This window comes from Mycobacterium sp. (genome assembly GCF_044223235.1).
In the GTDB taxonomy this organism is placed as follows: domain Bacteria; phylum Actinomycetota; class Actinomycetes; order Mycobacteriales; family Mycobacteriaceae; genus Mycobacterium.
Genome location: NZ_JBGAME010000004.1, coordinates 162,486 through 182,413, shown reverse-complemented (window position 1 = coordinate 182,413; position 19,928 = coordinate 162,486). Strand labels below are relative to the sequence as shown.

The 19,928-nt window shown below is 67.8% G+C and carries 18 protein-coding genes; 13 read left to right on the top strand and 5 right to left on the bottom strand.

The genetic code is table 11. The annotated features are described in order from the left end of the window. Window positions 1-7: 7 nt before the first annotated feature. The 3 genes from ADBZ6K_RS08510 to ADBZ6K_RS08500 all read right to left on the bottom strand — a co-directional run bounded on the left by ADBZ6K_RS08510 (window position 8) and on the right by ADBZ6K_RS08500 (window position 5,231). Entirely contained in the window at window positions 8-2,287 is a 2,280-nt protein-coding gene (locus ADBZ6K_RS08510; protein ID WP_526345473.1) for an ATP-dependent DNA ligase, read from the bottom strand. 52 nt (window positions 2,288-2,339) lie between these two features. Next, window positions 2,340-3,098 (bottom strand): DeoR/GlpR family DNA-binding transcription regulator, encoded by a 759-nt coding sequence (locus ADBZ6K_RS08505; protein WP_526345847.1) that lies wholly within the window; start codon window positions 3,096-3,098, stop codon window positions 2,340-2,342. A gap of 129 nt (window positions 3,099-3,227) precedes the next feature. Beyond that, entirely contained in the window at window positions 3,228-5,231 is a 2,004-nt protein-coding gene (locus ADBZ6K_RS08500) for a PTS mannitol transporter subunit IICBA (protein WP_526345471.1), read from the bottom strand. A gap of 217 nt (window positions 5,232-5,448) precedes the next feature. On the opposite strand from ADBZ6K_RS08500, the gene ADBZ6K_RS08495 reads away from it, so the two are divergent. The 10 genes from ADBZ6K_RS08495 to ADBZ6K_RS08450 all read left to right on the top strand — a co-directional run bounded on the left by ADBZ6K_RS08495 (window position 5,449) and on the right by ADBZ6K_RS08450 (window position 13,354). Continuing rightward, window positions 5,449-6,558, top strand: a complete 1,110-nt coding sequence (locus tag ADBZ6K_RS08495) for a zinc-dependent dehydrogenase (protein WP_526345469.1) — start codon at window positions 5,449-5,451, stop codon at window positions 6,556-6,558. Between the two features lie 112 nt (window positions 6,559-6,670). Continuing rightward, window positions 6,671-7,621, top strand: coding sequence for a carbohydrate kinase family protein (locus tag ADBZ6K_RS08490; RefSeq protein ID WP_526345467.1), 951 nt, complete (start codon window positions 6,671-6,673; stop codon window positions 7,619-7,621). Then, window positions 7,621-8,586 (top strand): non-homologous end joining protein Ku, encoded by a 966-nt coding sequence (gene ku / locus ADBZ6K_RS08485; RefSeq protein ID WP_526345465.1) that lies wholly within the window; start codon window positions 7,621-7,623, stop codon window positions 8,584-8,586. The genes ADBZ6K_RS08490 and ku overlap by 1 nt, the downstream gene beginning before the upstream one ends. Window positions 8,587-8,778: 192 nt before the next feature. Then, entirely contained in the window at window positions 8,779-9,051 is a 273-nt protein-coding gene (locus ADBZ6K_RS08480; RefSeq protein WP_526345463.1) for a hypothetical protein, read from the top strand. A 48-nt stretch (window positions 9,052-9,099) separates the two neighbouring features. Further along, the gene (locus ADBZ6K_RS08475; RefSeq protein ID WP_526345461.1) at window positions 9,100-9,342 is read left to right on the top strand and encodes a hypothetical protein; all 243 of its coding nucleotides are present in this window, start codon (window positions 9,100-9,102) and stop codon (window positions 9,340-9,342) included. A 78-nt stretch (window positions 9,343-9,420) separates the two neighbouring features. Further along, the gene (locus ADBZ6K_RS08470; RefSeq protein ID WP_526345459.1) at window positions 9,421-9,654 is read left to right on the top strand and encodes a hypothetical protein; all 234 of its coding nucleotides are present in this window, start codon (window positions 9,421-9,423) and stop codon (window positions 9,652-9,654) included. Between the two features lie 6 nt (window positions 9,655-9,660). Continuing rightward, entirely contained in the window at window positions 9,661-9,906 is a 246-nt protein-coding gene (locus ADBZ6K_RS08465; RefSeq protein ID WP_526345457.1) for a hypothetical protein, read from the top strand. A gap of 81 nt (window positions 9,907-9,987) precedes the next feature. Next, window positions 9,988-11,217: an Nramp family divalent metal transporter gene (locus ADBZ6K_RS08460; protein WP_526345455.1), complete on the top strand. Its 1,230-nt coding sequence runs from the start codon at window positions 9,988-9,990 to the stop codon at window positions 11,215-11,217. 51 nt (window positions 11,218-11,268) lie between these two features. Continuing rightward, on the top strand, window positions 11,269-12,435 hold the full coding sequence (locus tag ADBZ6K_RS08455; RefSeq protein ID WP_526345453.1) for a poly-gamma-glutamate hydrolase family protein: 1,167 nt from the start codon (window positions 11,269-11,271) through the stop codon (window positions 12,433-12,435). Between the two features lie 82 nt (window positions 12,436-12,517). Beyond that, the gene (locus ADBZ6K_RS08450) at window positions 12,518-13,354 is read left to right on the top strand and encodes a type IV toxin-antitoxin system AbiEi family antitoxin (protein WP_526345451.1); all 837 of its coding nucleotides are present in this window, start codon (window positions 12,518-12,520) and stop codon (window positions 13,352-13,354) included. A 97-nt stretch (window positions 13,355-13,451) separates the two neighbouring features. Here ADBZ6K_RS08450 and ADBZ6K_RS08445 read toward each other — a convergent pair whose 3' ends face one another. Together ADBZ6K_RS08445 and ADBZ6K_RS08440 are read right to left on the bottom strand one after the other, a co-directional pair. Then, complete coding sequence (locus ADBZ6K_RS08445) at window positions 13,452-14,825, bottom strand: amino acid permease (protein ID WP_526345449.1); 1,374 nt, start codon at window positions 14,823-14,825, stop codon at window positions 13,452-13,454. Window positions 14,826-14,836: 11 nt separating this feature from the next. Then, a complete protein-coding gene (locus ADBZ6K_RS08440; protein ID WP_526345447.1) occupies window positions 14,837-16,489 on the bottom strand; it encodes an amidohydrolase in 1,653 nt (550 codons plus the stop codon). Window positions 16,490-16,562: 73 nt separating this feature from the next. Here ADBZ6K_RS08440 and ADBZ6K_RS08435 point away from each other — a divergent pair, with 73 nt between their 5' ends. The 3 genes from ADBZ6K_RS08435 to ADBZ6K_RS08425 are packed head-to-tail and all read left to right on the top strand — an operon-like array spanning window position 16,563 to window position 19,884. Next, window positions 16,563-17,870: an NAD(P)/FAD-dependent oxidoreductase gene (locus tag ADBZ6K_RS08435; RefSeq protein ID WP_526345445.1), complete on the top strand. Its 1,308-nt coding sequence runs from the start codon at window positions 16,563-16,565 to the stop codon at window positions 17,868-17,870. Further along, complete coding sequence (locus ADBZ6K_RS08430; protein WP_526345443.1) at window positions 17,864-18,595, top strand: DUF1365 domain-containing protein; 732 nt, start codon at window positions 17,864-17,866, stop codon at window positions 18,593-18,595. The genes ADBZ6K_RS08435 and ADBZ6K_RS08430 overlap by 7 nt, the downstream gene beginning before the upstream one ends. Window positions 18,596-18,645: 50 nt before the next feature. Beyond that, window positions 18,646-19,884 carry an SAM-dependent methyltransferase gene (locus tag ADBZ6K_RS08425; RefSeq protein WP_526345845.1) on the top strand — a complete coding sequence of 413 codons (1,239 nt, stop codon included), beginning with the start codon at window positions 18,646-18,648 and terminating at the stop codon, window positions 19,882-19,884. Window positions 19,885-19,928 lie beyond the last annotated feature (44 nt).

Genomic DNA, 19,928 nt, shown 5'->3' with positions numbered 1-19,928 from the left:
CCGTTCCTCACTCCCACACCACGTCGTCGGGTGTCTTGTCGCGCCGAAGACCCCGCCAGCTGGGCTGGCGAAGCCGGTCGTCGGCCGTGCGCTCGCTGTAGCGCACCTCGCCGACGAGGCTGGGCGTCACGAAGGTCACCCCCTTGGCGTCCTGTGTGGAAAGCCGTGCGTTGAACGGTGATTCGCCGGTGTGCAGGGGCGCCAACACCTCTTTGAGGTGGGCCAGGTCCTTCTCGGTGAACCCGGTGCCGACCCGGCCGACGAACTGCAGACCGTTCGCGGCGGGGATACCGAGCATGAGTGCGCCGATGCCGCTGGTGCGGCCGCCGTTGCCTTCCCGCCAGCCGCCGATGACCACCTCCTGGGTGTTCCAGATCTTGTCCTTGACCCAGGACGCCGATCGCCTGCCCGGCTGATACGTGGAATCCCGCTTCTTGGCGACCACACCCTCCCAGCGCCGCTTACGCGCGTACTGCAGCGCCTCGGGACCGTCTCCCGGGATCTGGTCGGGGACGATCAAGCCGCCGTCCTGCGCGAGCGCCGTCAGTATTCTGCGGCGGTCGGAGTACTTGGCGCGCAACAGCGGTCGCCCGTCGAGGTAGAGGATGTCGAACGCCCAGAACTCCACCCGGGTGGACCTGGCCCGGTTCTGCATCTCGCCGAAGCTGGGCACCCCGGTCTCGTCGAGGGCCACGACTTCGCCGTCGACGACGACGTGGTGGTCGGCGAGGTCGGCGCCCAGCGCGGCCAGTTGCGGATACTCCGCCGTCACGTCGCGACCGCGCCGCGAACGCAATGTCAGGGTGCCGTGGTCGGCGTCGACGAGCAGCCGGTAGCCGTCCCACTTGCCTTCGAACGCCCACTGCCCTGCCGTCAACCTCTCCACGGATCCCTCGGTGGCCAGCATCGGCGCCAGATCGGCCGGGGTGAACTGTTTCTGGTCCTTCATCCGATGCGCCAGCCAGTTCTTCCCGTCGGTCTGGATGAGCGCATAGCGTCCGGAGATCCGGGATCCGTGCAGGGTGACGATCACCTCGCCGCCCTTGTCGGGTGCGTCGTTGAACTTCTCGGTCTCGTAGGTTCCGGTGTCCCAGACGATGACCTTGCCGCCGCCGTACTCGCCCTTGGGGATCTCGCCGTGAAAGGTGAGGTATTCCATCGGGTGGTCCTCGGTGTGTACCGCGAGGTGGTTGACGGCGGGGCTGTCCGGCAGGTTCTTCGGCACCGCCCAGCTGACCAGCACGCCGTCGCGTTCCAGCCGGAAGTCGTAGTGCAGCCGCCGCGCGTGATGCTCCTGGATGACGAACCTGTTGTCGGAGCCGGTCCGCGGTGGTTCTTCCGGTACCGGCTCGGGAGTGCGTGTCCCGTCGCGCATGCTGCGGTAGGTGGTGAGCCGGTCGGCCACCGGCGCATCGGTGTCCAATCCGTCGAGCAGATCCCCCAGCCGCTCGACCCGGTCGAGTACCTCGTCAAAACCCATGTGCCGCACCGATGCATCGTCCACCTCGTCCCACGTGACCGGGGCCGCGACGGTCGGCTGCTCCCTGCCGCGCAGCGAGTACGGCGCGATCGTCGTCTTCGACGCACTGTTCTGACTCCAGTCCAGGAACACCTTGCCGGCGCGCAGGCTCTTGGTCATGGTGGCGGTGACGAGCTTGGGCATGGCCGTTTCCAGCTGCTGCGCAACACGTTTGGCCAGGACCGATGCCCCGTGGGAGCTCACCGGCTCCGAGAGCGGCACATACAGGTGCATCCCCTTGCTGCCGCTGGTGAGCGGATAGGTGCGCAGCCCGAGATCGTCCATCAGGTCCCTGACTGCGTGGGCGACCGTGCCCAGATCGCGCATGGTGACGCCGTCGCCGGGATCCAGGTCGAAGACCAGACGTGTTGCCGGACCCGGCTTTCCGTCGACGAACCGCCACTGCGGGACGTGTACCTCCAGCGCGGCCTGCTGGGCGATCCAGGCCAGCCCGACGGTGTCGTCGATGATCGGGTAGGTGGTGGTCCCCGACCTGTGCGCAATGCTGCCGCGGGCCAGCCAGTCGGGTGCCGACGATGCGAGCTGCTTCTCGAAGAACGACGCCTCGTGCACGCCGTTCGGCCAGCGCTTACGGGTGGCGGGCCGCCCGGCGATGTGCGGGAGCATGACAGCCGCGATGGTGACGTAATACTCGAACACCTCGGCCTTGGTGGTTCCGCGCGCCGGATAGAGCACCTTGTCGGGATTGGTCAGCTTCACCCGGGGACCCGACGTCGCCCCGGGCGGCCACACCAATTCCGCCTCCATAGCCCACGTATACCCGCATGGGCGCCGATGCGGTGATCACTTCGATGGGGACCTACTTGCGGATGACGTCCGGGCCGAGCGCCTCGAAGCGGCGCGCCTCGGCCGAGCTCAGCTCGGTCCCGGTGACGATGGCCTCGAAGTCCGACACCTCGGCGAACCGGCAGAAGCTGGTCATGCCGAACTTCGAGTGCGCGGCGACCAGCACCCGCCGGCTCGCCACCTTGACCGCCGTCTGTTTCACCGCGGCCACCGCCGGGTCGGGTGTGGTGAGACCGTGCTCGAGCGTGATCCCATTGGTACCAAGGAAAGCCAAGTCGATGACCAGGCTGCGCAGCATGTCGACCGCCCAGTGGTCGACGGTCGCCAGCGTTCTGCCCCGCATCCGTCCACCTAGAAGGAGCACGGTGACGTCGGCGCTGTGCGCCAGGGCTTCCGCGACGAGCAGCGACGAGGTCACCACCGTCAGCTCCCGGTCGGCGAGGCGTTCGGCGATCAGCCTCGGCGTGAACCCTTCGTCCAGGTAAACGGTCTCGGCCCCGTGCAGCAGCTCAATGGCGCCCGCCGCCATCCGGTGCTTCTGCGCCAGGTCCACCTGGCTGCGGTACTCGACACCCGATTCGAAGGCCGCGGTCTCCAGCGGGATGGCCCCGCCGTGCACACGTTTGAGCAGCCTGCGGGTGGCCAGGACCTTCAGGTCGCGGCGGATCGTCTCGGTCGCGACGTTGAGTTCGTCGGCCAGCGCGACGACTTCGACCCGGCCCCTTGTCCGGGCGAACTCCACGATCCTGCCCTGGCGGGTGTCGGAATCCACCCGGACATTCTCATGGGACGGCGACGGCGCCGCCATCGCGACCCCGTCGGGGGATTCCATCGCCGCCATGTTGCGGGTCAACCGTCCGCACCCGAACTCGGGTGCGGACGGTCGACCAATCGATCGGTGTTACTCACGGACCCCGGCGAGGACGGCTTTCACCTCTGCAGGGGTTTGCGCCGCTCGAAGCCTTGCCACCTCGTCCTTGTCCAGGAACACGCTGGCGATCTGCGACAGCAGCGCCATGTGATCCTTGCCCGCGCCGGCGATACCGACCACGAACTCGGCCGGTTTGCCGTTCCAGTCCACCGGCTTGGGGTAGCGGACGAACGAGATCCCGGTGTGGCGGATGGCGCCCTTCGCCTCGTTGGTGCCGTGCGGAATCGCCAGTCCGTTGCCCATGTAGGTCGACACCGACTTCTCCCGTTCGTGCATCGCGTCGACATACGCCGGCTCGACCGCACCCGAAGCCACGAGCAGCCTGCCCGCCTCGTCGATGGCGTCGTCGGTGGTCGTGGCCGAACCGGCCAGCACGATCGAGTCGAGGGTGAGCACATCGTCCTGCGGCGCTGCCTCGGGTTCGTCGGCGGCAGCCGCCGGAGCTGCGGATGCCTCGGCCGGGCCGTTGGACTGACCCAACAGGTCGACGATCTCGTCGTAGCGCGGGCTGCTCATGAAATCGTCCACCGAGACATGAACCGCCGACGGTGTCCGCTGGCGTGCCCGTTCCGTCAGGTCACGGTGCGTCACGACCAGACCGAAGGTGTCGGTGAGGTTGGAGATTGCCTGGTTGACCACGGTGACGTCGCTGAACCCGGCCTTCTGCACCTTTCTGCGCAGCACCGACGCGCCCATCGCCGACGAGCCCATGCCCGCGTCGCAAGCGAACACGATACTCGTGATGGGACCGCTGGCCACGGCCGTGGCCGTACCTCCGGCACCACCGCCGAGCAGTGCGCCGGACACGCTGGACTTCTTGCCCTTCATCGCCTCCATGTCGGCGGTGGCGGCGGCCAGATCCGGCTCATCGGTGGCGCGGTCGGTCTTCAGCAGCAGCGACGCCACCGTGAAGGAGACGGCGCAGGCGGATACGACGGACAGGGTGACACCGAGGAAGCTGCCGCTGGCCGTCTGCGCGTAGACCGCGATGATCGAGCCGGGGGCGGCGGGGGCTCGCAGGCCGGAGTTGAACAGCACGTTGATGAAGATGCCGGTCATGCCGCCGAGGATGGTGGCCGCGATCAGCTTCGGCTTCATCAGCACATACGGGAAGTAGATCTCGTGGATGCCGCCGAAGAAGTGGATGATCGCCGCGCCCGGCGCGGAGGCCTTGGCGACGCCCTTGCCGAAGAACATGTAGGCCAACAGGATTCCCAGCCCCGGACCCGGATTGGCCTCGAGCAGGAACAGTATCGACTTGCCGGTCTCCAGCGCCTGGGTGGTGCCCAGCGGCGTGAGCACGCCGTGATTGATCGCGTTGTTGAGGAACAGGACCTTGGCCGGCTCGATGAAGATCGACGTCAGCGGCAGCAGGTTGTTGTCGATGAGGAAGTCCACGACGTTGCCCGCTCCGCGGCTGAACGCCGTGACGATGGGTCCGACGCCGAAGAATCCGACGATGGCAAGGAGAAGTCCGGCGATGCCGGCCGAGAAGTTGTCGACGAGCATCTCGAAGCCAGGTTTGATCTTGCCGTGCCAGAGCGCGTCGAGCTTCTTGATGACCCAGCCGCCCATCGGCCCCATGATCATGGCGCCCATGAACATGGGCACCTCTGAACCGGCGATGACCCCCATGGTGGCAATAGCCCCGACGACGCTGCCCCGCACGCCGTAGACCATCCGGCCGCCGGTGGCCCCGATGAGGATCGGCAACAGGTAGGTGATCATCGGGCCGACGATGCCGCTGCCGTCGTAGTCACCCCAGCCGCCGATCTTGGCCACCCACCCCGACGGGTCGCGCAGTCCTTCGAAGATCCCCGGCAGCCAGCCGGCCTTGATGAACAGCGCTGTGATCAGGCCCCACGCGATGAACGCGCCGATATTCGGCATCACCATGTTCGACAGCGATGTGCCGAACTTCTGGACGCGTACACGAATCCCTGACCGAGTGGGTACTTCCGTGGTGTTGGACAACTCCGTGACCTCCCGATCTCAAAGACTTGATGGTGATGTCAGTCACATCACGCTATGAGTAAACCGCACAAACGGGCATCTGCGCAAGTATCCGGGCAGAAATGGGCGAAATAGTCCTTGGTTTTATGCCCACATTGCCGCTAGAGTACAGATGCGGGGTGAACCAGATCACTCCGTAGACCCGAGAAATCCACCACCACTCGGAAGGGAATCACCTATGAAAGCCCTGCGCTTCTACGCACCCGAGGACGTCCGCTTGGAAGACGTCCCGGAGCCCACATGCGGGCCCGACGAGATCAAGCTGCGTGTCCGCAACTGCTCGACTTGCGGTACGGACGTCAAGATCTTCTACAACGGGCACCAGAACCTGACGCCGCCGCGCACCATCGGTCACGAGATCGCGGGCGAGATCGCCGAGGTCGGGGCCGATGTCAACGCGACCTACGGCACCAATTGGCAGGTCGGCGACCGGGCGCAGGTGATCGCGGCGGTGCCGTGCGGTGAGTGTCACGAATGCCGCAAGGGCTGGATGGCGGTCTGCGAGAACCAAACGTCGGTCGGATATCAATACGACGGCGGGTTCGCCGAGTACATGATCGTGCCACGGCAGGTGCTGAAGGTGGACGGTCTCAACCGGATTCCGGACAACGTCGGCTACGACGAGGCGTCCGCCGCCGAGCCGTTCGCATGCGCCATCAACGCCCAGGATCTGCTCGGCATCGAGGAGGGCGACACCGTCGTGGTTTTCGGTGCGGGCCCGATCGGTTGCATGCACATCCGCATCGCGCGCGGCGTGCACAACTGCGGACCCGTGTACCTCGTCGACGTCAACGACGGCAGGCTGCAGATGTCCGCCGATGCGGTGTCACCCGACGCGATCATCAACGCCGCCGAGGTCGACGTGGTGGAGAAGGTCATGGAGCTGACCGGCGGCCGGGGCGCCGACGTCGTCATCACCGCGACCGCCGCCAACATCACCCAGGAGCAGGCGATCGCGATGGCCGCCCGCAACGGCCGCATTTCCTTCTTCGGCGGCCTGCCCAAGACGAACCCGACCATCACCTGCGACTCCAACGTCGTGCATTACCGGCAGCTGCACATCCACGGCGCCAACGGGTCGGCACCCGAGCACAACAAGCGGGCGCTGGAATACATCTCGACCGGGCAGGTCCCCGTCAAGGACCTCATCACGAGGCACATCGCCTTGGAGAACGTGCTCGACGCCTTCCAGATCGTGAAGAACGGTGAGGCCATCAAGGTCACGGTGGAGCCCAACGCGCCCGCGGGCGCGTTGGCCGGTGCCGACGCCTCCGCCCATCGGGGTTGACGGGCCGCCTCACACCTTCGGGACGTTCGGGCGGAAACGCCCGGTGGCCGGCGGGCACCGGGTAGCGTCGATGCCGTGGTGGCGGCGTCATGACACATCGGTTGGTGAGCCGGTGACCGGCGGCAATTCCGGACGGGCGCTGGTCATCGGCGAGGCGCTGATCGACATCGTTGAGCGGGACGGACGGGTCTTCGGCGTGCACGTCGGCGGCAGCCCGCTCAACGTCGCGGTCGGGCTGGCCCGGCTCGGCCGCGGCGTTGATTTCCTCACCCACATCGGCACCGACTCGCGCGGGCACCGCATCGCCGACTACGTCAAAAGCTCTGGGGTACAACTCGTCCCGGGCAGCACCAGCGCCGACCACACGCCGACGGCGCGGGCGGCTCTCGACGCGGACGGTTCGGCGCGCTATGTGTTCGACATCGACTGGCAGCTGACGGGCACCCCCGAGGTGCCCCCGCCCGCGGTGCTGCACACCGGCTCCATCGCCACCGTGCTGGAGCCCGGCTGCCGGGCGACGGCCGCGTTGGTCGATGCCTATCACCTTTCGGCGAGCGTCACGTTCGACCCGAATGTGCGTCCGGGGCTGATCGCCGACGCCGACGCCGCCCGCGGCCGCATCGAGCGTCTGGTCGAGCGCTGCGACGTGGTGAAGGCCAGCGACGAGGACCTGCGCTGGATCGACCCGAGCCGCCCGGCCGATCAGGTGGCGCGCACCTGGCTGGCGCTCGGCCCGGCGATCGTGGCCGTCACGCTGGGAGACCGGGGTGCGTTCGCGGTCTGCCGGGCGGGTGCGGTGGAGGTACCCGCCCGGGCAGTCGGCGTCGTCGACACCGTCGGAGCCGGCGATGCATTCATGTCCGGCCTGATCGACGCCCTGTGGTCGCAGGACCTCCTGGGCGGCGAACGCCGGGCGGCGTTGTCCCGCATCGGGATCGACGCGCTGCGCGGTGCGGTCACCTCCGGGGTGCTGTCCGCGACGCTGACGGTCGCGCGGGCGGGCGCGGATCTTCCCGACCGCGCCACCCGCGATGCCGCCGCCCAGTCGGCCATACTGGGCTGATGCGTTCCATCTGGAAGGGTTCGATCGCGTTCGGCCTGGTGAACGTGCCGGTGAAGGTCTACAGCGCCACCGAGGACCACGACATCAAGTTTCATCAGGTCCACGCGAAGGACAACGGGCGAATCCGCTACAAACGGGTCTGCGAGGTCTGCGGCGAACTCGTCGAATACCGCGATATCGCCCGTGCCTACGAGTCCGACGACGGGCAGACCGTGATCATCTCCGACGAGGACATCTCGACACTGCCCGAGGAACGCAGCCGCGAGATCGAGGTACTCGAGTTCGTCCCCGCCGATCAGATCGATCCGTTGATGTACGACCGAAGTTACTTCCTGGAGCCCGATTCCAAGTCGTCGAAGTCCTATGTACTGCTGGCCAAGACGCTGGCCCAGTCCGACCGGGTGGCGATCGTGCATTTCGCGCTTCGCAACAAGACGCGCCTTGCGGCGTTGCGGGTCAAGGATTTCAGCAAGCGCGACGTCATGGTGATTCACACGTTGCTGTGGCCCGACGAGATCCGCGATCCCGATTTCCCAGTGCTGGACAACGAAGTTCAGATCAAGCCGGCGGAGCTCAAGATGGCCGGCCAGGTCGTCGAGTCGATGACCGACGACTTCGATCCCGATCAGTTCCGCGACGACTACCAGGAACAGCTGCATGAGCTGATTCAGGCGAAACTCGAAGGCGGAGAAGCTTTTACGACTGAGGAGCAGCCCGCCGAACTGGACGAGACCGAGGACGTCTCGGATCTGCTGGCCAAGTTGGAGGCCAGCGTGAAGGCGCGACGGTCGGGCGGGTCCAGCTCGGACAGCGACGGTTCGGACGCCGATGGCTCGGACGGCGAGGCTCCGGCCAAGAAAGCACCGGCAAGAAAGGCACCGGCCAAGAAGGCACCCGCGAAAAAGGCCGCAGCCAAGACGTCCGCGAAGAAGGCGCCCGCCAAGAAGGCTGCGGCCAAGAAGTAGCCCTGCGCTCCCGCCCCCGCGAGTTTCGGATTCGGCGCGCGGAGACCCGCTTCATAGCCAAACCCAGAACGTCAACGCGATCCCCGCCGTGGTGGCCGCACCGCCGGGCGTCCGCACTGCGCTCGATCTACCATTCATCAGGGGCCAGCGCCTGTACGCTGCGCTGGGAACCGGTTGAGAGGATTCGTTGACATGTACGCGCGTCTGAGCACACTCACAGGCCTGTTGATCGGCGCCGGCGCGGCGCTTGCCATTGCCGCGGCTCCGCTGGCGTCCGCCGAGCCCTACGGCGGTGGGGGCCCCGACAACCCGCTGCTGCCCGGGTGTGAGACGACCGGTGGCTCCGCCGTCATCGGCGGTCAGACCACCGACTGCGCATCGCCTGGCAACACCCAGATCGACGCAACCCCCGAGGTGCCCGAGTACGGCATGTTCCCGTGGGACGACGAATTCTTCGTACTCTGACAGCACTGTTCGGCGCGCGTAGACTCACGGCCAGCGAAGGGAGTCTGCATGCCACCGCTCAGGCGCATCTGCGCACCGCTGTTCGTAGCCGCCGGCATCGCCGTCGGCGTGGCGGCCGCTCCTCTCGCATTCGCGCAACCCGCGCCGCCGACCATCCCGCAGTGCGGGACGACACCCGGCGGTGCCACCCAGAACGACCAGATGTCCGAGTGCGCCCTCCCCGACGACTCCCAGCTGGTCACGGGGCCGGCGCCGGTGGATCAACCGGGCGTCCAGCAACCCATGGGATGACGAGATCACCGGCCCACGTTGACCTGGGTGGGCCCGGCGACCGCTGACCCCGAATCCCGGCCCGTCGAGGAGGCCATCATGGGGATCGCAATCTCTGGCCTGGCGCCAGTCCTGGCGGCGGGATGTGCCGCCGTATCAGTTGCGCTGGCGCCGGCGGCGCTTGCTACGCCGGAGTGCACCACCACCGCACCGAACACCACGCAGTGCGAAACCAACGGCAGCACACAGATCGTGACGTCGCCGCCGAACTTCAACAACTACCCGTGGTTCGGGTATCCATTCGGCGGCTTCGTCGTCGGCATCGGGATCTAGGCAGCCATGACGACGGTCAGGGTTCTGCTGACCGGGCTGGGTGTTGCATCGGCGATCGCCATGGCGCCTGCCGCCGCCGCGGCACCGGAGTGCACCGAGGTGGCACCCGGCACGCAGCGCTGCGCCAGTGCCGGCAGTGTGCAGATCCGCACGACGCCGCCGCCGATCGGCCCGTACATCCGATATGGCTGCCAGGCCGGCTACACGTCGTACTGCGGCCTGCCTTTCCCGGGGGTCATCGTCCGGCCGTAATCGCGATCGGTAGCTCGGGGCGGATTTTTCGGCTAACCTAACTTTTCTATTCGTCTTGCCGGATAGTCGTTAGGGGGCCGGGTGCTTCAGGACACCGAGGCGCGGCGCACGCGATCGAGCTTGGCGCTGCTCGGGCCGGCGTTCGTGGCCGCGATCGCCTACGTGGATCCCGGCAACGTGGCCGCGAACGTCAGCGCTGGCGCCCAGTACGGCTTCCTTCTGGTGTGGGTCATCGTGATGGCCAATGTGATGGCCGGGCTCGTGCAGTATCTGTCCGCCAAACTCGGCCTCGTGACCGGGCGGTCACTGCCGGAGGCCGTCGCCGATCACACCCGAACGAGAACCAGGATCGCGTACTGGATCCAGGCCGAATTGGTCGCGATGGCAACGGATCTGGCCGAGGTGGTGGGCGGCGCCATCGCGCTGTACCTCCTGTTCGATCTGCCGTTGCTGATCGGCGGGGTGATCACCGGCGCGGTCTCACTGCTGCTGCTGGCGATCCAGAACATCCGCGGCCAGCAGGTATTCGAGCGGGTGATCAGCGGTCTGCTGCTGGTCATCGCGATCGGGTTCCTGACGAGCCTGTTCGTCCAACCGCCGACGGCGGCGGAGGTCACGGCCGGCCTCATCCCCCGGTTCGACGGGGCCGAGAGCGTCCTGCTTGCCACCGCGATGCTGGGCGCCACCGTCATGCCGCACGCCGTTTACCTGCACTCCGGCCTGGCCCGGGATCGGCACGGCCAGCCGGAGGCCGGCCCGCAGCGCCGCGCGCTGCTGCGCATCACCCGTTACGACGTCGGCCTGGCCATGCTGGTCGCGGGCGCGGTGAATCTGGCGATGCTGCTCGTCGCCGCGACCAATCTGCAGGGCAGGGACAACACGGACTCCATCGAGGGCGCGCACGCCGCGGTCCGCGACACCCTTGGCCCGACGGTCGCGCTGCTCTTCGCGATCGGGCTGCTCGCGTCCGGGCTGGCGTCGACCTCGGTCGGCGCGTACGCCGGGGCGATGATCATGCAGGGGCTGCTGCGCCGGTCCTACCCGCTGCTGTTGCGTCGGATGGTCACGCTCATCCCGGCGCTGGCGATCCTTGCGATGGGCATCGACCCCAGCCGTGCGCTGGTGATCTCGCAGGTGGTGCTGTCGTTCGGGATCCCGTTCGCGCTGATCCCGTTGGTGCGCCTGACCAGCAGCCGGGTGTTGATGGGCGCCGACACCAACCACCGGGTGACGACGGCCCTCGGCTGGGGCGTCGCGGCGCTGATCAGCCTGCTGAACGTCGTGCTGATCTACCTGACCGTGACCGGCTGAGCGGTCGCAGCGGTGTTTTCGCAGGTCGCGAGTGGCGTATAGGCTGTTTTGGTGCAGATCTCACCCGGCGGTCGCAAGCTGATCCGCAGCCGCGATACCGCCCGGCGGCACACCTACTTCGCCTACGGCTCCAATCTGTGCGTGCGGCAGATGGCCACCCGCTGCCCCGGCGCGGCCGATCCGCGCCCGGCGATGCTGTCCGACCACAGCTGGCTGATCAACGAACGAGGGGTGGCCACCGTCGAGCCGTTCGACGGATCGCAGGTGCACGGCGTGGTGTGGCAATTGACAGATCGCGACCTGGCAACGCTGGACAGCGCGGAGGGCGTGCCGGTGCGATACCGCAGGGACCGGCTGGTGGTGCACACCGACGCTGGGCCGTCGCAAGCGTGGGTGTACATCGACCACCGCGTCGGCCCGGGCGCCCCGCGGGTCGGGTACCTCGAGCGCATCATCGACGGTGCGACGCACCACGGGCTGCCGCCGCGGTGGGTCGAGTTCCTGTGCCGCTGGGATCCCGCGCATTGGCCGATTAGGGTACTCACGACGGATCCTTCTGCGCCGCAAACGCTTTCGGAGCTCCTCGAGAATCCAGCGGTGACCGAGCACAGCATTTTGCGATCCAGGTTCGGTTTCATGGCCATTCACGGTGGCGGCCTGGAGAAGATGACGGACGTGATCGCCGAGCGGGCCGCCGAAGCGGCGGGGGCGTCGGTGTATCTGGTGCGGCATCCCGAGGGGTACCCGCACCACCTCTCGTCGGCTCGGTATCGCGCCGAGGAGTCGGCCCGGCTGGCGGAGTTCCTCGATCACGTGGACGTCGCGGTGTCGGTGCACGGCTACGGCCGGGTCGGCCGCAGTACCCAACTGCTGGCGGGTGGCGGCAACCGGACTCTCGCGCGGCATCTGGCCGCTCACGTGCAGATACCCGGTTATCAGGTGGTCACCGATCTCGACGCGATGCCGCGCGAGCTGCGAGGTCTGCATCCGCACAACCCGGTGAACCGGACCCGCGACGGGGGCACCCAACTCGAGCTGTCCCCGCGGGTCCGCGGCATCAGCCCCCGAAGCCCGCTTCCCGGTGACGACGGCCTGTCACCTGCGACGTCCGCGCTGGTGCAGGGTCTGATCGCCACGGCGCGCAGCTGGGCCAGCCGTTCTGCGCGCCGTCCTCCCCCAGCCCGCGCGCGTCGGCCCCCCGCCCCACGCCGAGGGTAACGTCACGGCGGCATCCCGCCGATTTTCCCGCCCTGGCGTTACCCTCGGGTACCTGTCGGTCGGTCACGGCACACTCCCGTGCATGGACATACCTTTCCTCGGGCACGAGGCGCTCGCGGATGGCCTAATCACGCGGCACGCCTTACGGTCTCGCTTCATCGCGGTGCATCACGACGTGTATGTGCCGGCGGGCACTCGGCTGACCCCTCACCTGCGGGCCCGGGCGGCCTGGCTACGGTCCCGGCGGCGCGGTGTCCTCGCCGGCCTGTCCGCATCGGCGCTGCACCGGGCGAAATGGATTGACGATCGGCTGCCCGCCACGATCATCGACACCAACAAGCGGCGCATACCGGGAATCGTGGTGTGGGCCGAACGGCTCGAGGACGACGAGATCTGTCACGCCGACGGGATGGCGCTCACCACGCCAGCCCGCACGGCTGTGGATCTGGCATGCCGCACGCCCCTGTTTGCTGCGGTGACCGCGATCGACGCTCTGGCCCGGGCGTCCCGGCTGAAGATGCCCGACGTCGAGCTCCTCGTCGAGCGCCACCGAGGTATGCGCGGAATCCGTGCCGCACGAACCGCATTGGACCTTGTCGACGCGGGTGCCGAGTCGCCAAGGGAGACCTGGTTACGACTGCTGTTGATCCGCAATGGATTTCCACGGCCACAGACCCAGATCGAGGTCCGCGACGAGTATGGATGGACGGTCGGATACATCGACATGGGTTGGGAGGAGATCAAGGTCGGAGTCGAATACGAGGGTGCACACCATCTCACCCGCGATCAATTCAACCGCGATGTGCGACGGCTCGAACAGCTCGAGGAACTGGGCTGGATCATCGTGCGGGTGACAGTCCTCGACACCGACGGTGCGATCGTCGGCCGGGTGCGCAGGGCGCGGGCGCGCCGACGGTAACGCCAGGGCGCGGGATCGCCCCGGAACCCGCCCCAGCGTTACCCTCGGCGAGGGGACGCGGCGGGACTTGGGAGCCCGGGCAGGTGGCGAGCCGCACCTACTCCTCGAGCTCGAGCACCGGCGTCGGGCGCTGGAAGCCGCGGGTCACCCCGGCCAGCCACGCGAATCCGACCGCCAGCCAGATCAATCCGATCACCAGCGTCAGACCGGACAGGCTGAACCACAGCCACACCGTCAGCGCGAAACCAACCAGCGGCAGCACCAGATTGTTGATCACCGCGCCACCGGCACGCTCATGTCCGTCGATGAAGTAGTGCTTGAACACCGACAGGTTCACGGCCGAGAACGCCACCAGCGCACCGAAACTCACCACCGACGCCAGTGTCGCGAGGTCGATGACCACGGCCAGCAGCGAGATCACCGACACCACGACGATCGCGTACACCGGCGTGGAGAACCGTGGTGAGACATGCCCGAACACCCGTCGCGGCAGGATCCCGTCGCGGCCCATCGCGTAGAGGATCCGGGCCACCGACGCCTGCGATGTGATCGCCGACCCCAGCGCACCGGCCACATAGGCCGCGGTAAAGAACGTGTTCAGGAATGTCCCACCCGCGGTCACCATCACGTCCAGCGCACCGGATTCGACGTCGGTGAAATTGTTGGACGGGAACACAAGCTGGGCCAGCCACGCCAGCGCGATGAAGATCAGGCCGCACAGGAGTGTGGCGATCATGATCGCGCGCGGCACCGTGCGCTTCGGATCCTTGGCCTCCTCGGACAACGTCGACACCGCGTCGAATCCGAGGAACGACAGGCACAGGATCGCCGCCCCCGCCAGCACCGGACCGAAGCCGGGCGCCGAACCGTCCCCAACGAATGGGGCGGCCACGTCGACGGTGCCCGAGCCCGACAACGTCACGACGGCCAGCACCGCGAAGACGATGATGAAGACCGTCTGCAGGGCGATGATCAGGAAGTTGGCCCTGGCCACCGAGACGATGCCGATGATGTTGAGCACCGTGACGATCGCGATGGTGACCACGATGATCGCCCAGTTGGGCAGCGAGGGTATAGCGGCGTTGAGGTAGAGCCCGATGACCAGGTAGTTCAGCATCGGCAGGAACAGGTAATCGAGCAGCAGCGACCAGCCCGCCAGGAAGCCGACGGGAGCGCCGAACGACTTCTGGGTGTACGCGTATGCGGAGCCGGCCACCGGGTACGCGGCGGCCATCCGCGCATAGGACCGCGCGGTGAACAGCATTGCCACCAGTGTCATCACATAGGCGGCGGCCACCCGGCCGCCGCTGATCTCGGTGACGATGCCGTAGGTGGTGAATACGGTGAGCGGCACCATGTACACCAGGCCGAACAGCACCAGTGACGGCACGCCGAGGACTCGGAGCAGATGGCCCTCGTGCTCGTCGGCCACGGGATGAGGCAGCGGATCAAGCGGAGACGTGGAGGACATGGGGACTCCCCTCAGCTGGCTGACGAATATCCGAGCTTGCCCCTCAGATAGGTCGCGCGCACGGATATCGACGGAATCGCCAACGCGGGCGTGTCGCGCGGGTCACGATCCAGCAAAACCAGATCAGCGCTTGCTCCCGGTGTGATCTGCCCCCAGTTGCCCTCGGCGAACGCCTGCACCGCGACGCCCGCGGTGTAGGCCGAAAGGGCCCGCTCCCCGGGAAGGATCTCCGCGGGTGTCCAGCCACCCTCCGGGTCACCGTCGACGGTCTGACGCGACACCGCCACCGAGATGCCGTCCAGGGGCGCACCGGAGGACACCGGCCAGTCCGAGCCGAAGGCCAACCGCGCCCCCGAGTCGACCAGGGTGCGCAGCCGGTACTGCTTGTCGGCGCGTTCGAGTCCCAGCCTCGGCACCGTCAGCACCGTCATCAGCGCGTCCTGCTGGGCCCAGAGCGGCTGCATGTTCGGGATGACGCCGAGCTGCGCGAACCGACCGATGTCGGCGTCGTCGACGAGCTGGGCGTGCGCGATCACCGGGCGCCGGTCACGTGGACCGTTGGTGGCGATGACGTACTCGATCGCGTCGAGCGCCTGACGCACCGCGGCGTCGCCGATGGCGTGGACGTGGATCTGCAGGCCCAGCTCGTCGACCCGTTGCGCCGCCTCGGCCAGCGACTGCCCCTCCCACACCCGCATGCCGTGCCTATCCCCCGAGTCGCTTCGCTCCTGCCCCCTGGGATGCGAGTGCAGCGCGGAGCAGTAAGGCGCCAGCAGCGCGCCGGTCTCGTTCTCCACCACGCCGTCGGCGAAGAACTTGACGGTGTTGGCGGTGAGCAACGGCGACGCCAGCTCCCTCACCCGGTCGCGGGCGCTCGCGAAATGGCCGAGCTGCGAATCGATGTGGCGCGGGTCGGCGTAGAGCCCGAGGTTGAACCGCAACCGCAGGGCATCGTCTCGCGCCGCGGCGATATAGGTGTCGACGTCGCCGGGCTCCACCCAGGCGTCCTGCACCCAGGTCACGCCGCGGGCCAGGTAATAGTCGGCGGCGGCGCCCAGCGCGGCCACCCGGACGGCCTCGTCACGGTTCGGGATCACGGCAGTCATCAGGTCGATGGCGCCCCATTCGCGCAGCGTGCCCAGCACCGATCCGTCGGCTCGGTGCGGAATCTCGCCGAGCACGGGATCGGGAGTGTCGGCGGTGATGCCGGCCCGGTCCAGCGCAACGGAGTTGCACCACATGGTGTGGTAGTCCCACGCGCGCAACGCGACCGGGCGATCGGGTACCGCCGCGTCGAGCCAGCGGGCGTCGAACAGGCCTTCGGGGGCCAGGCTGCTGTCGTAGGACGCGCCCACGATCCAGTCAAGCTCGGGGTGTTGCGCGGCGAACGTGCGCACCGACTCGACGATCTCGTCCACCGAGGAGCACGGGCGCACCGGCGGACCCGCGAATTCCAGACCGCCCAGAAGTGGATGCGCGTGCCCGTCGCCGAAGGACGGCATGAGGAAGCCGCCGTCGAGGTCCACCTCGTCGGCCGACCCCGCCGCCACCCGCGCGGCCTCGCCGACGGCGTGGACGACACCGTCGACGACCAGCAGCGCGTCGGTCGAGCCGTCGCGGGTGGCGGTCCAGATGGTCCCGTTGCGGAAGAGGGTCGCCGGCATGGACGGCACACTACGCGCCGCCCCAGACAACACAGGGTCCAATCCTGCGGCCGACCGGCTCCGAATAGGGGTTGTGGAACACAGACATCCCAACCGGCGCTCGATCGCCGTGATCGGTAGCGGTGTGGCAGGCCTGACGGCCGCCTATGCCCTCTCGGCCGACAACCTCGTGACGCTGTACGAGGCCGACACCCGGTTCGGCGGACACGCGCACACCCACTACCTGGACCGCGGCGACGGTTACGTGGTCGGCGTCGACTCGGCGTTCCTGGTGCACAACGAGCGCACCTATCCGACGCTGTGCCGGTTGTTCGACGAGCTCGGCGTCGCGACGCAACCGACCGAGATGTCGATGTCGGTGCGCGACGAGGCGAGCGGGCTCGAGTACGCGGGGGCGCGCGGCCTGTCCGGGTTGATCCCGTCCCTGTCCACGCTTGGCAGGGCGCGGTATCTCCGCATGCTGGCCGAGGTCACTCGGTTCCATCGGGCGGCGACACGCGTGCTGGCCGGTGAACCCGATGACATCGAGACCCTGGGCGCGTTTCTCGACCGGCACGGCTTCTCGCGCTACTTCGTCGAGTTGTTCATGACGCCGCTGGTGGCCGCGGTCTGGTCGTGCCCGCCCGGCGACGCGATGGCCTATCCGGCCCGCTACCTGTTCACCTTCCTGGAGCATCACGGCATGCTGTCGGTGTTCGGCTCGCCCGCGTGGCGCACCGTGGTGGGCGGTTCGGCAACCTATGTCGAGCGGATCCTCTCCCGCGTTCACGAGCTGTCCGCAGGGACGCCGGTGCGGGCGGTGCATCGAGTGGCCGAGGGGGTGCTGGTCAGCGCAGGACATTCCCGCACAAGGCTTTTCGACGCAGCCGTGATCGCGTCGCATCCCGACCAGGCGCTGCTGATGCTCGCCGAGCCGACCGCCGCCGAGCGGAGGGTGCTCGGCGCGATGCGGTATTCGACGAATCACGCTCAGCTGCACACCGATGAGTCGGTGCTGCCGCGGCACCGCCGCGCCCGGGCGTCGTGGAACTACCTGGTCACCCCCGGTGACGACGCCGTGCTGGTGACCTACGACGTCACCCGGCTGATGCGGCTCCAGGGGCCGCGCCGGTTCCTGGTCACCCTGGGCGGGCACGGCCGCGTCGACCCCTCGCGGGTGCTGGCGGAGATGACCTACCGCCATCCGGAGTACACCGTGGAGTCTGTTGCCGCCCAACGGCTTCTGCCCTCCCTTGACGACGACCGACTGGTGTTCGCAGGCGCCTACCACGGGTGGGGTTTCCACGAGGACGGCGCCGCGTCGGGCCTGCGCGCGGCGCACCGGCTGGGATCCCGCTGGCCTGAGGCCACCCGCACCAGGATGGCGGCTCTGTCATGCTGACCCCCGCGCTCTATCGCACGCGCATCACCCATCTGCGCCGCGCCCCGGTGTACCACTACTTCGAATATCGGGGCTACAGCTGGTACATCGACATCGACGAACCGCCGAACCTGCCGCCGTGGCTGCGCCCGTTCGCCCGATTCTCGCCCGACGATCACTTCTCCGCAGACCAGGGCCAGACGTTGCGTCAGCGCCTCGACGCGTTCCTTGCCGGCCGCGGTGCGGAGCTGCCTGGCGGGCGCATCACCGCGTTGCTGCAGGCCAGGGTGCTTGGGTTCGTGTTCAATCCACTGAGCCTGTATTGGTGCCACGACGCCGACGGCGTCCTTCGCCACATCGTGGCGGAGGTGCACAACACCTATGGCGAGCGGCACGCCTATTTGCTTCCGCCGGACGGCACAAGTCCCGCCCTGGTCGAAAAGCGGCTCTACGTCTCGCCGTTCAACGATGTCGAGGGCTACTACCTGGTGCGCGCGCCGCGGCCGGACGCCGCACTGGACGTGACGATCTCGCTGCACCGCGAGAATCAGCCCGCCTTCGTCGCGACATTGCGCGGAACCCGGCGCCCGGTGCGCGACCTCGCCCGCCTTCAGGTGATCGCCCCGCTGGCGCCGCTGATGGGCGCGTTGGGCATTCGTATCCAGGGAATCACGCTGTGGCTGCGCCGAGTGCCGGTGGTGCCGCGGAAGCGAACAGTCACCAGAGAAAGGATTCGTCAGTGGTGAGCATCGACCGCGCAGGTCGCCCGTGCACCGACGGAAACTATTCGGCCGCAATCGATCCCGATCGCTGGCCGGATGTGTTGCGGGTGCCGCGCGGTCCCGTCGGGGCCCTCTCGGGCCGGGTCGCGGACGGGCTGCTCCGCCGTGCCGCTGCCCGGCTGCCGCTGCGGCTCAGTTACCCCGACGGGTCGGTGATCGGCGCGGCGGATCCGACGCTGCCCACCATGGTGATCCACCGGCCCGACGCGCTCGCGCGCCGGATCGGGCGCTACGGCCTGATCGGCTTCGGCGAATCCTACATGGCAGGGGAATGGACATCCGACGATCTGGCCGGTCTGCTCACCGAGTTCGCCAAGTCTGCCCCGTCTCTGATTCCCGTTGTGCTGCAGCGATTTCGGCCGATCGCGTTGAGCAGGCGGCCACGTACCGAGCACAACAACCGTGACCACGCCCGGCGCAACATCGCCAGCCATTACGACCTGTCCAACGAGCTGTTCGGCATGTTCCTCGACGAGACGATGACGTACTCCAGTGCACTCTTCGACACGCTGCCGACCCGCACCCCGGCAGCGTTGGCCGACGCGCAGCGCCGCAAGATCGATCGGCTCCTCGACACCGCACGGGTGGGCCGCGGGAGCAGGGTGCTGGAGATCGGCACCGGCTGGGGACAGTTGTGCATCCAGGCCGCGGAACGCGGCGCGCACATCCGATCGATCACGCTGTCGTCCGAACAGCAGGCCCTGGCCCGGCAACGGGTCGCCCAGGCCGGGTTGGATGACCGGGTGATGGTCGATCTGTGCGACTACCGCGACGCCGAAGGGCAGTACGACGCCGTGGTGTCCGTGGAGATGGTGGAGGCTGTCGGCTACCGGTTCTGGCCGACGTACTTCCGGACGCTGGACCGTCTGACCGCGCCGGGCGGGCGGGTGGCGATCCAGGCCATCACGATGCCGCACGACCGGATGCTGGCCAGCCGCAACACCTATACCTGGATCCAGAAGTACATCTTCCCCGGCGGTCTGCTGCCGTCGACCGAGGCCATCCTCGGAATCACGCGGAGCCACACGGACTTACGAACGGTGGACATGTGCTCGCTGCGACCGCACTACGCGGAAACCCTGCGGCTGTGGCGAGACAGGTTCCTGTCCCGTCACCAAGAGATGGCGGCGCTGGGGTTCGACGACGTGTTCCGGCGGATGTGGGAACTGTATCTGGCCTACTCGGAGGCCGGCTTCCGGTCGGGTTACCTCGATGTGTATCAGTGGACGTTCGCGCGCGCGACCTCGGGGTGACGGCGTCCATCGCGGCAATGGCCACCGTGCTCGCCGAGTATCGT

Coding starts and splice junctions, on each gene's coding strand:
- ADBZ6K_RS08510 (WP_526345473.1), bottom strand. CDS start 2,287: ATGGAGGCGGAATTGGTGTGGCCGCCCGGGGCGACGTCGGGTCCCCGG.
- ADBZ6K_RS08495 (WP_526345469.1), top strand. CDS start 5,449: ATGAAAGCCCTGCGCTTCTACGCACCCGAGGACGTCCGCTTGGAAGAC.
- ku (WP_526345465.1), top strand. CDS start 7,621: ATGCGTTCCATCTGGAAGGGTTCGATCGCGTTCGGCCTGGTGAACGTG.
- ADBZ6K_RS08480 (WP_526345463.1), top strand. CDS start 8,779: ATGTACGCGCGTCTGAGCACACTCACAGGCCTGTTGATCGGCGCCGGC.
- ADBZ6K_RS08475 (WP_526345461.1), top strand. CDS start 9,100: ATGCCACCGCTCAGGCGCATCTGCGCACCGCTGTTCGTAGCCGCCGGC.
- ADBZ6K_RS08470 (WP_526345459.1), top strand. CDS start 9,421: ATGGGGATCGCAATCTCTGGCCTGGCGCCAGTCCTGGCGGCGGGATGT.
- ADBZ6K_RS08465 (WP_526345457.1), top strand. CDS start 9,661: ATGACGACGGTCAGGGTTCTGCTGACCGGGCTGGGTGTTGCATCGGCG.
- ADBZ6K_RS08450 (WP_526345451.1), top strand. CDS start 12,518: ATGGACATACCTTTCCTCGGGCACGAGGCGCTCGCGGATGGCCTAATC.
- ADBZ6K_RS08445 (WP_526345449.1), bottom strand. CDS start 14,825: ATGTCCTCCACGTCTCCGCTTGATCCGCTGCCTCATCCCGTGGCCGAC.
- ADBZ6K_RS08440 (WP_526345447.1), bottom strand. CDS start 16,489: ATGCCGGCGACCCTCTTCCGCAACGGGACCATCTGGACCGCCACCCGC.
- ADBZ6K_RS08430 (WP_526345443.1), top strand. CDS start 17,864: ATGCTGACCCCCGCGCTCTATCGCACGCGCATCACCCATCTGCGCCGC.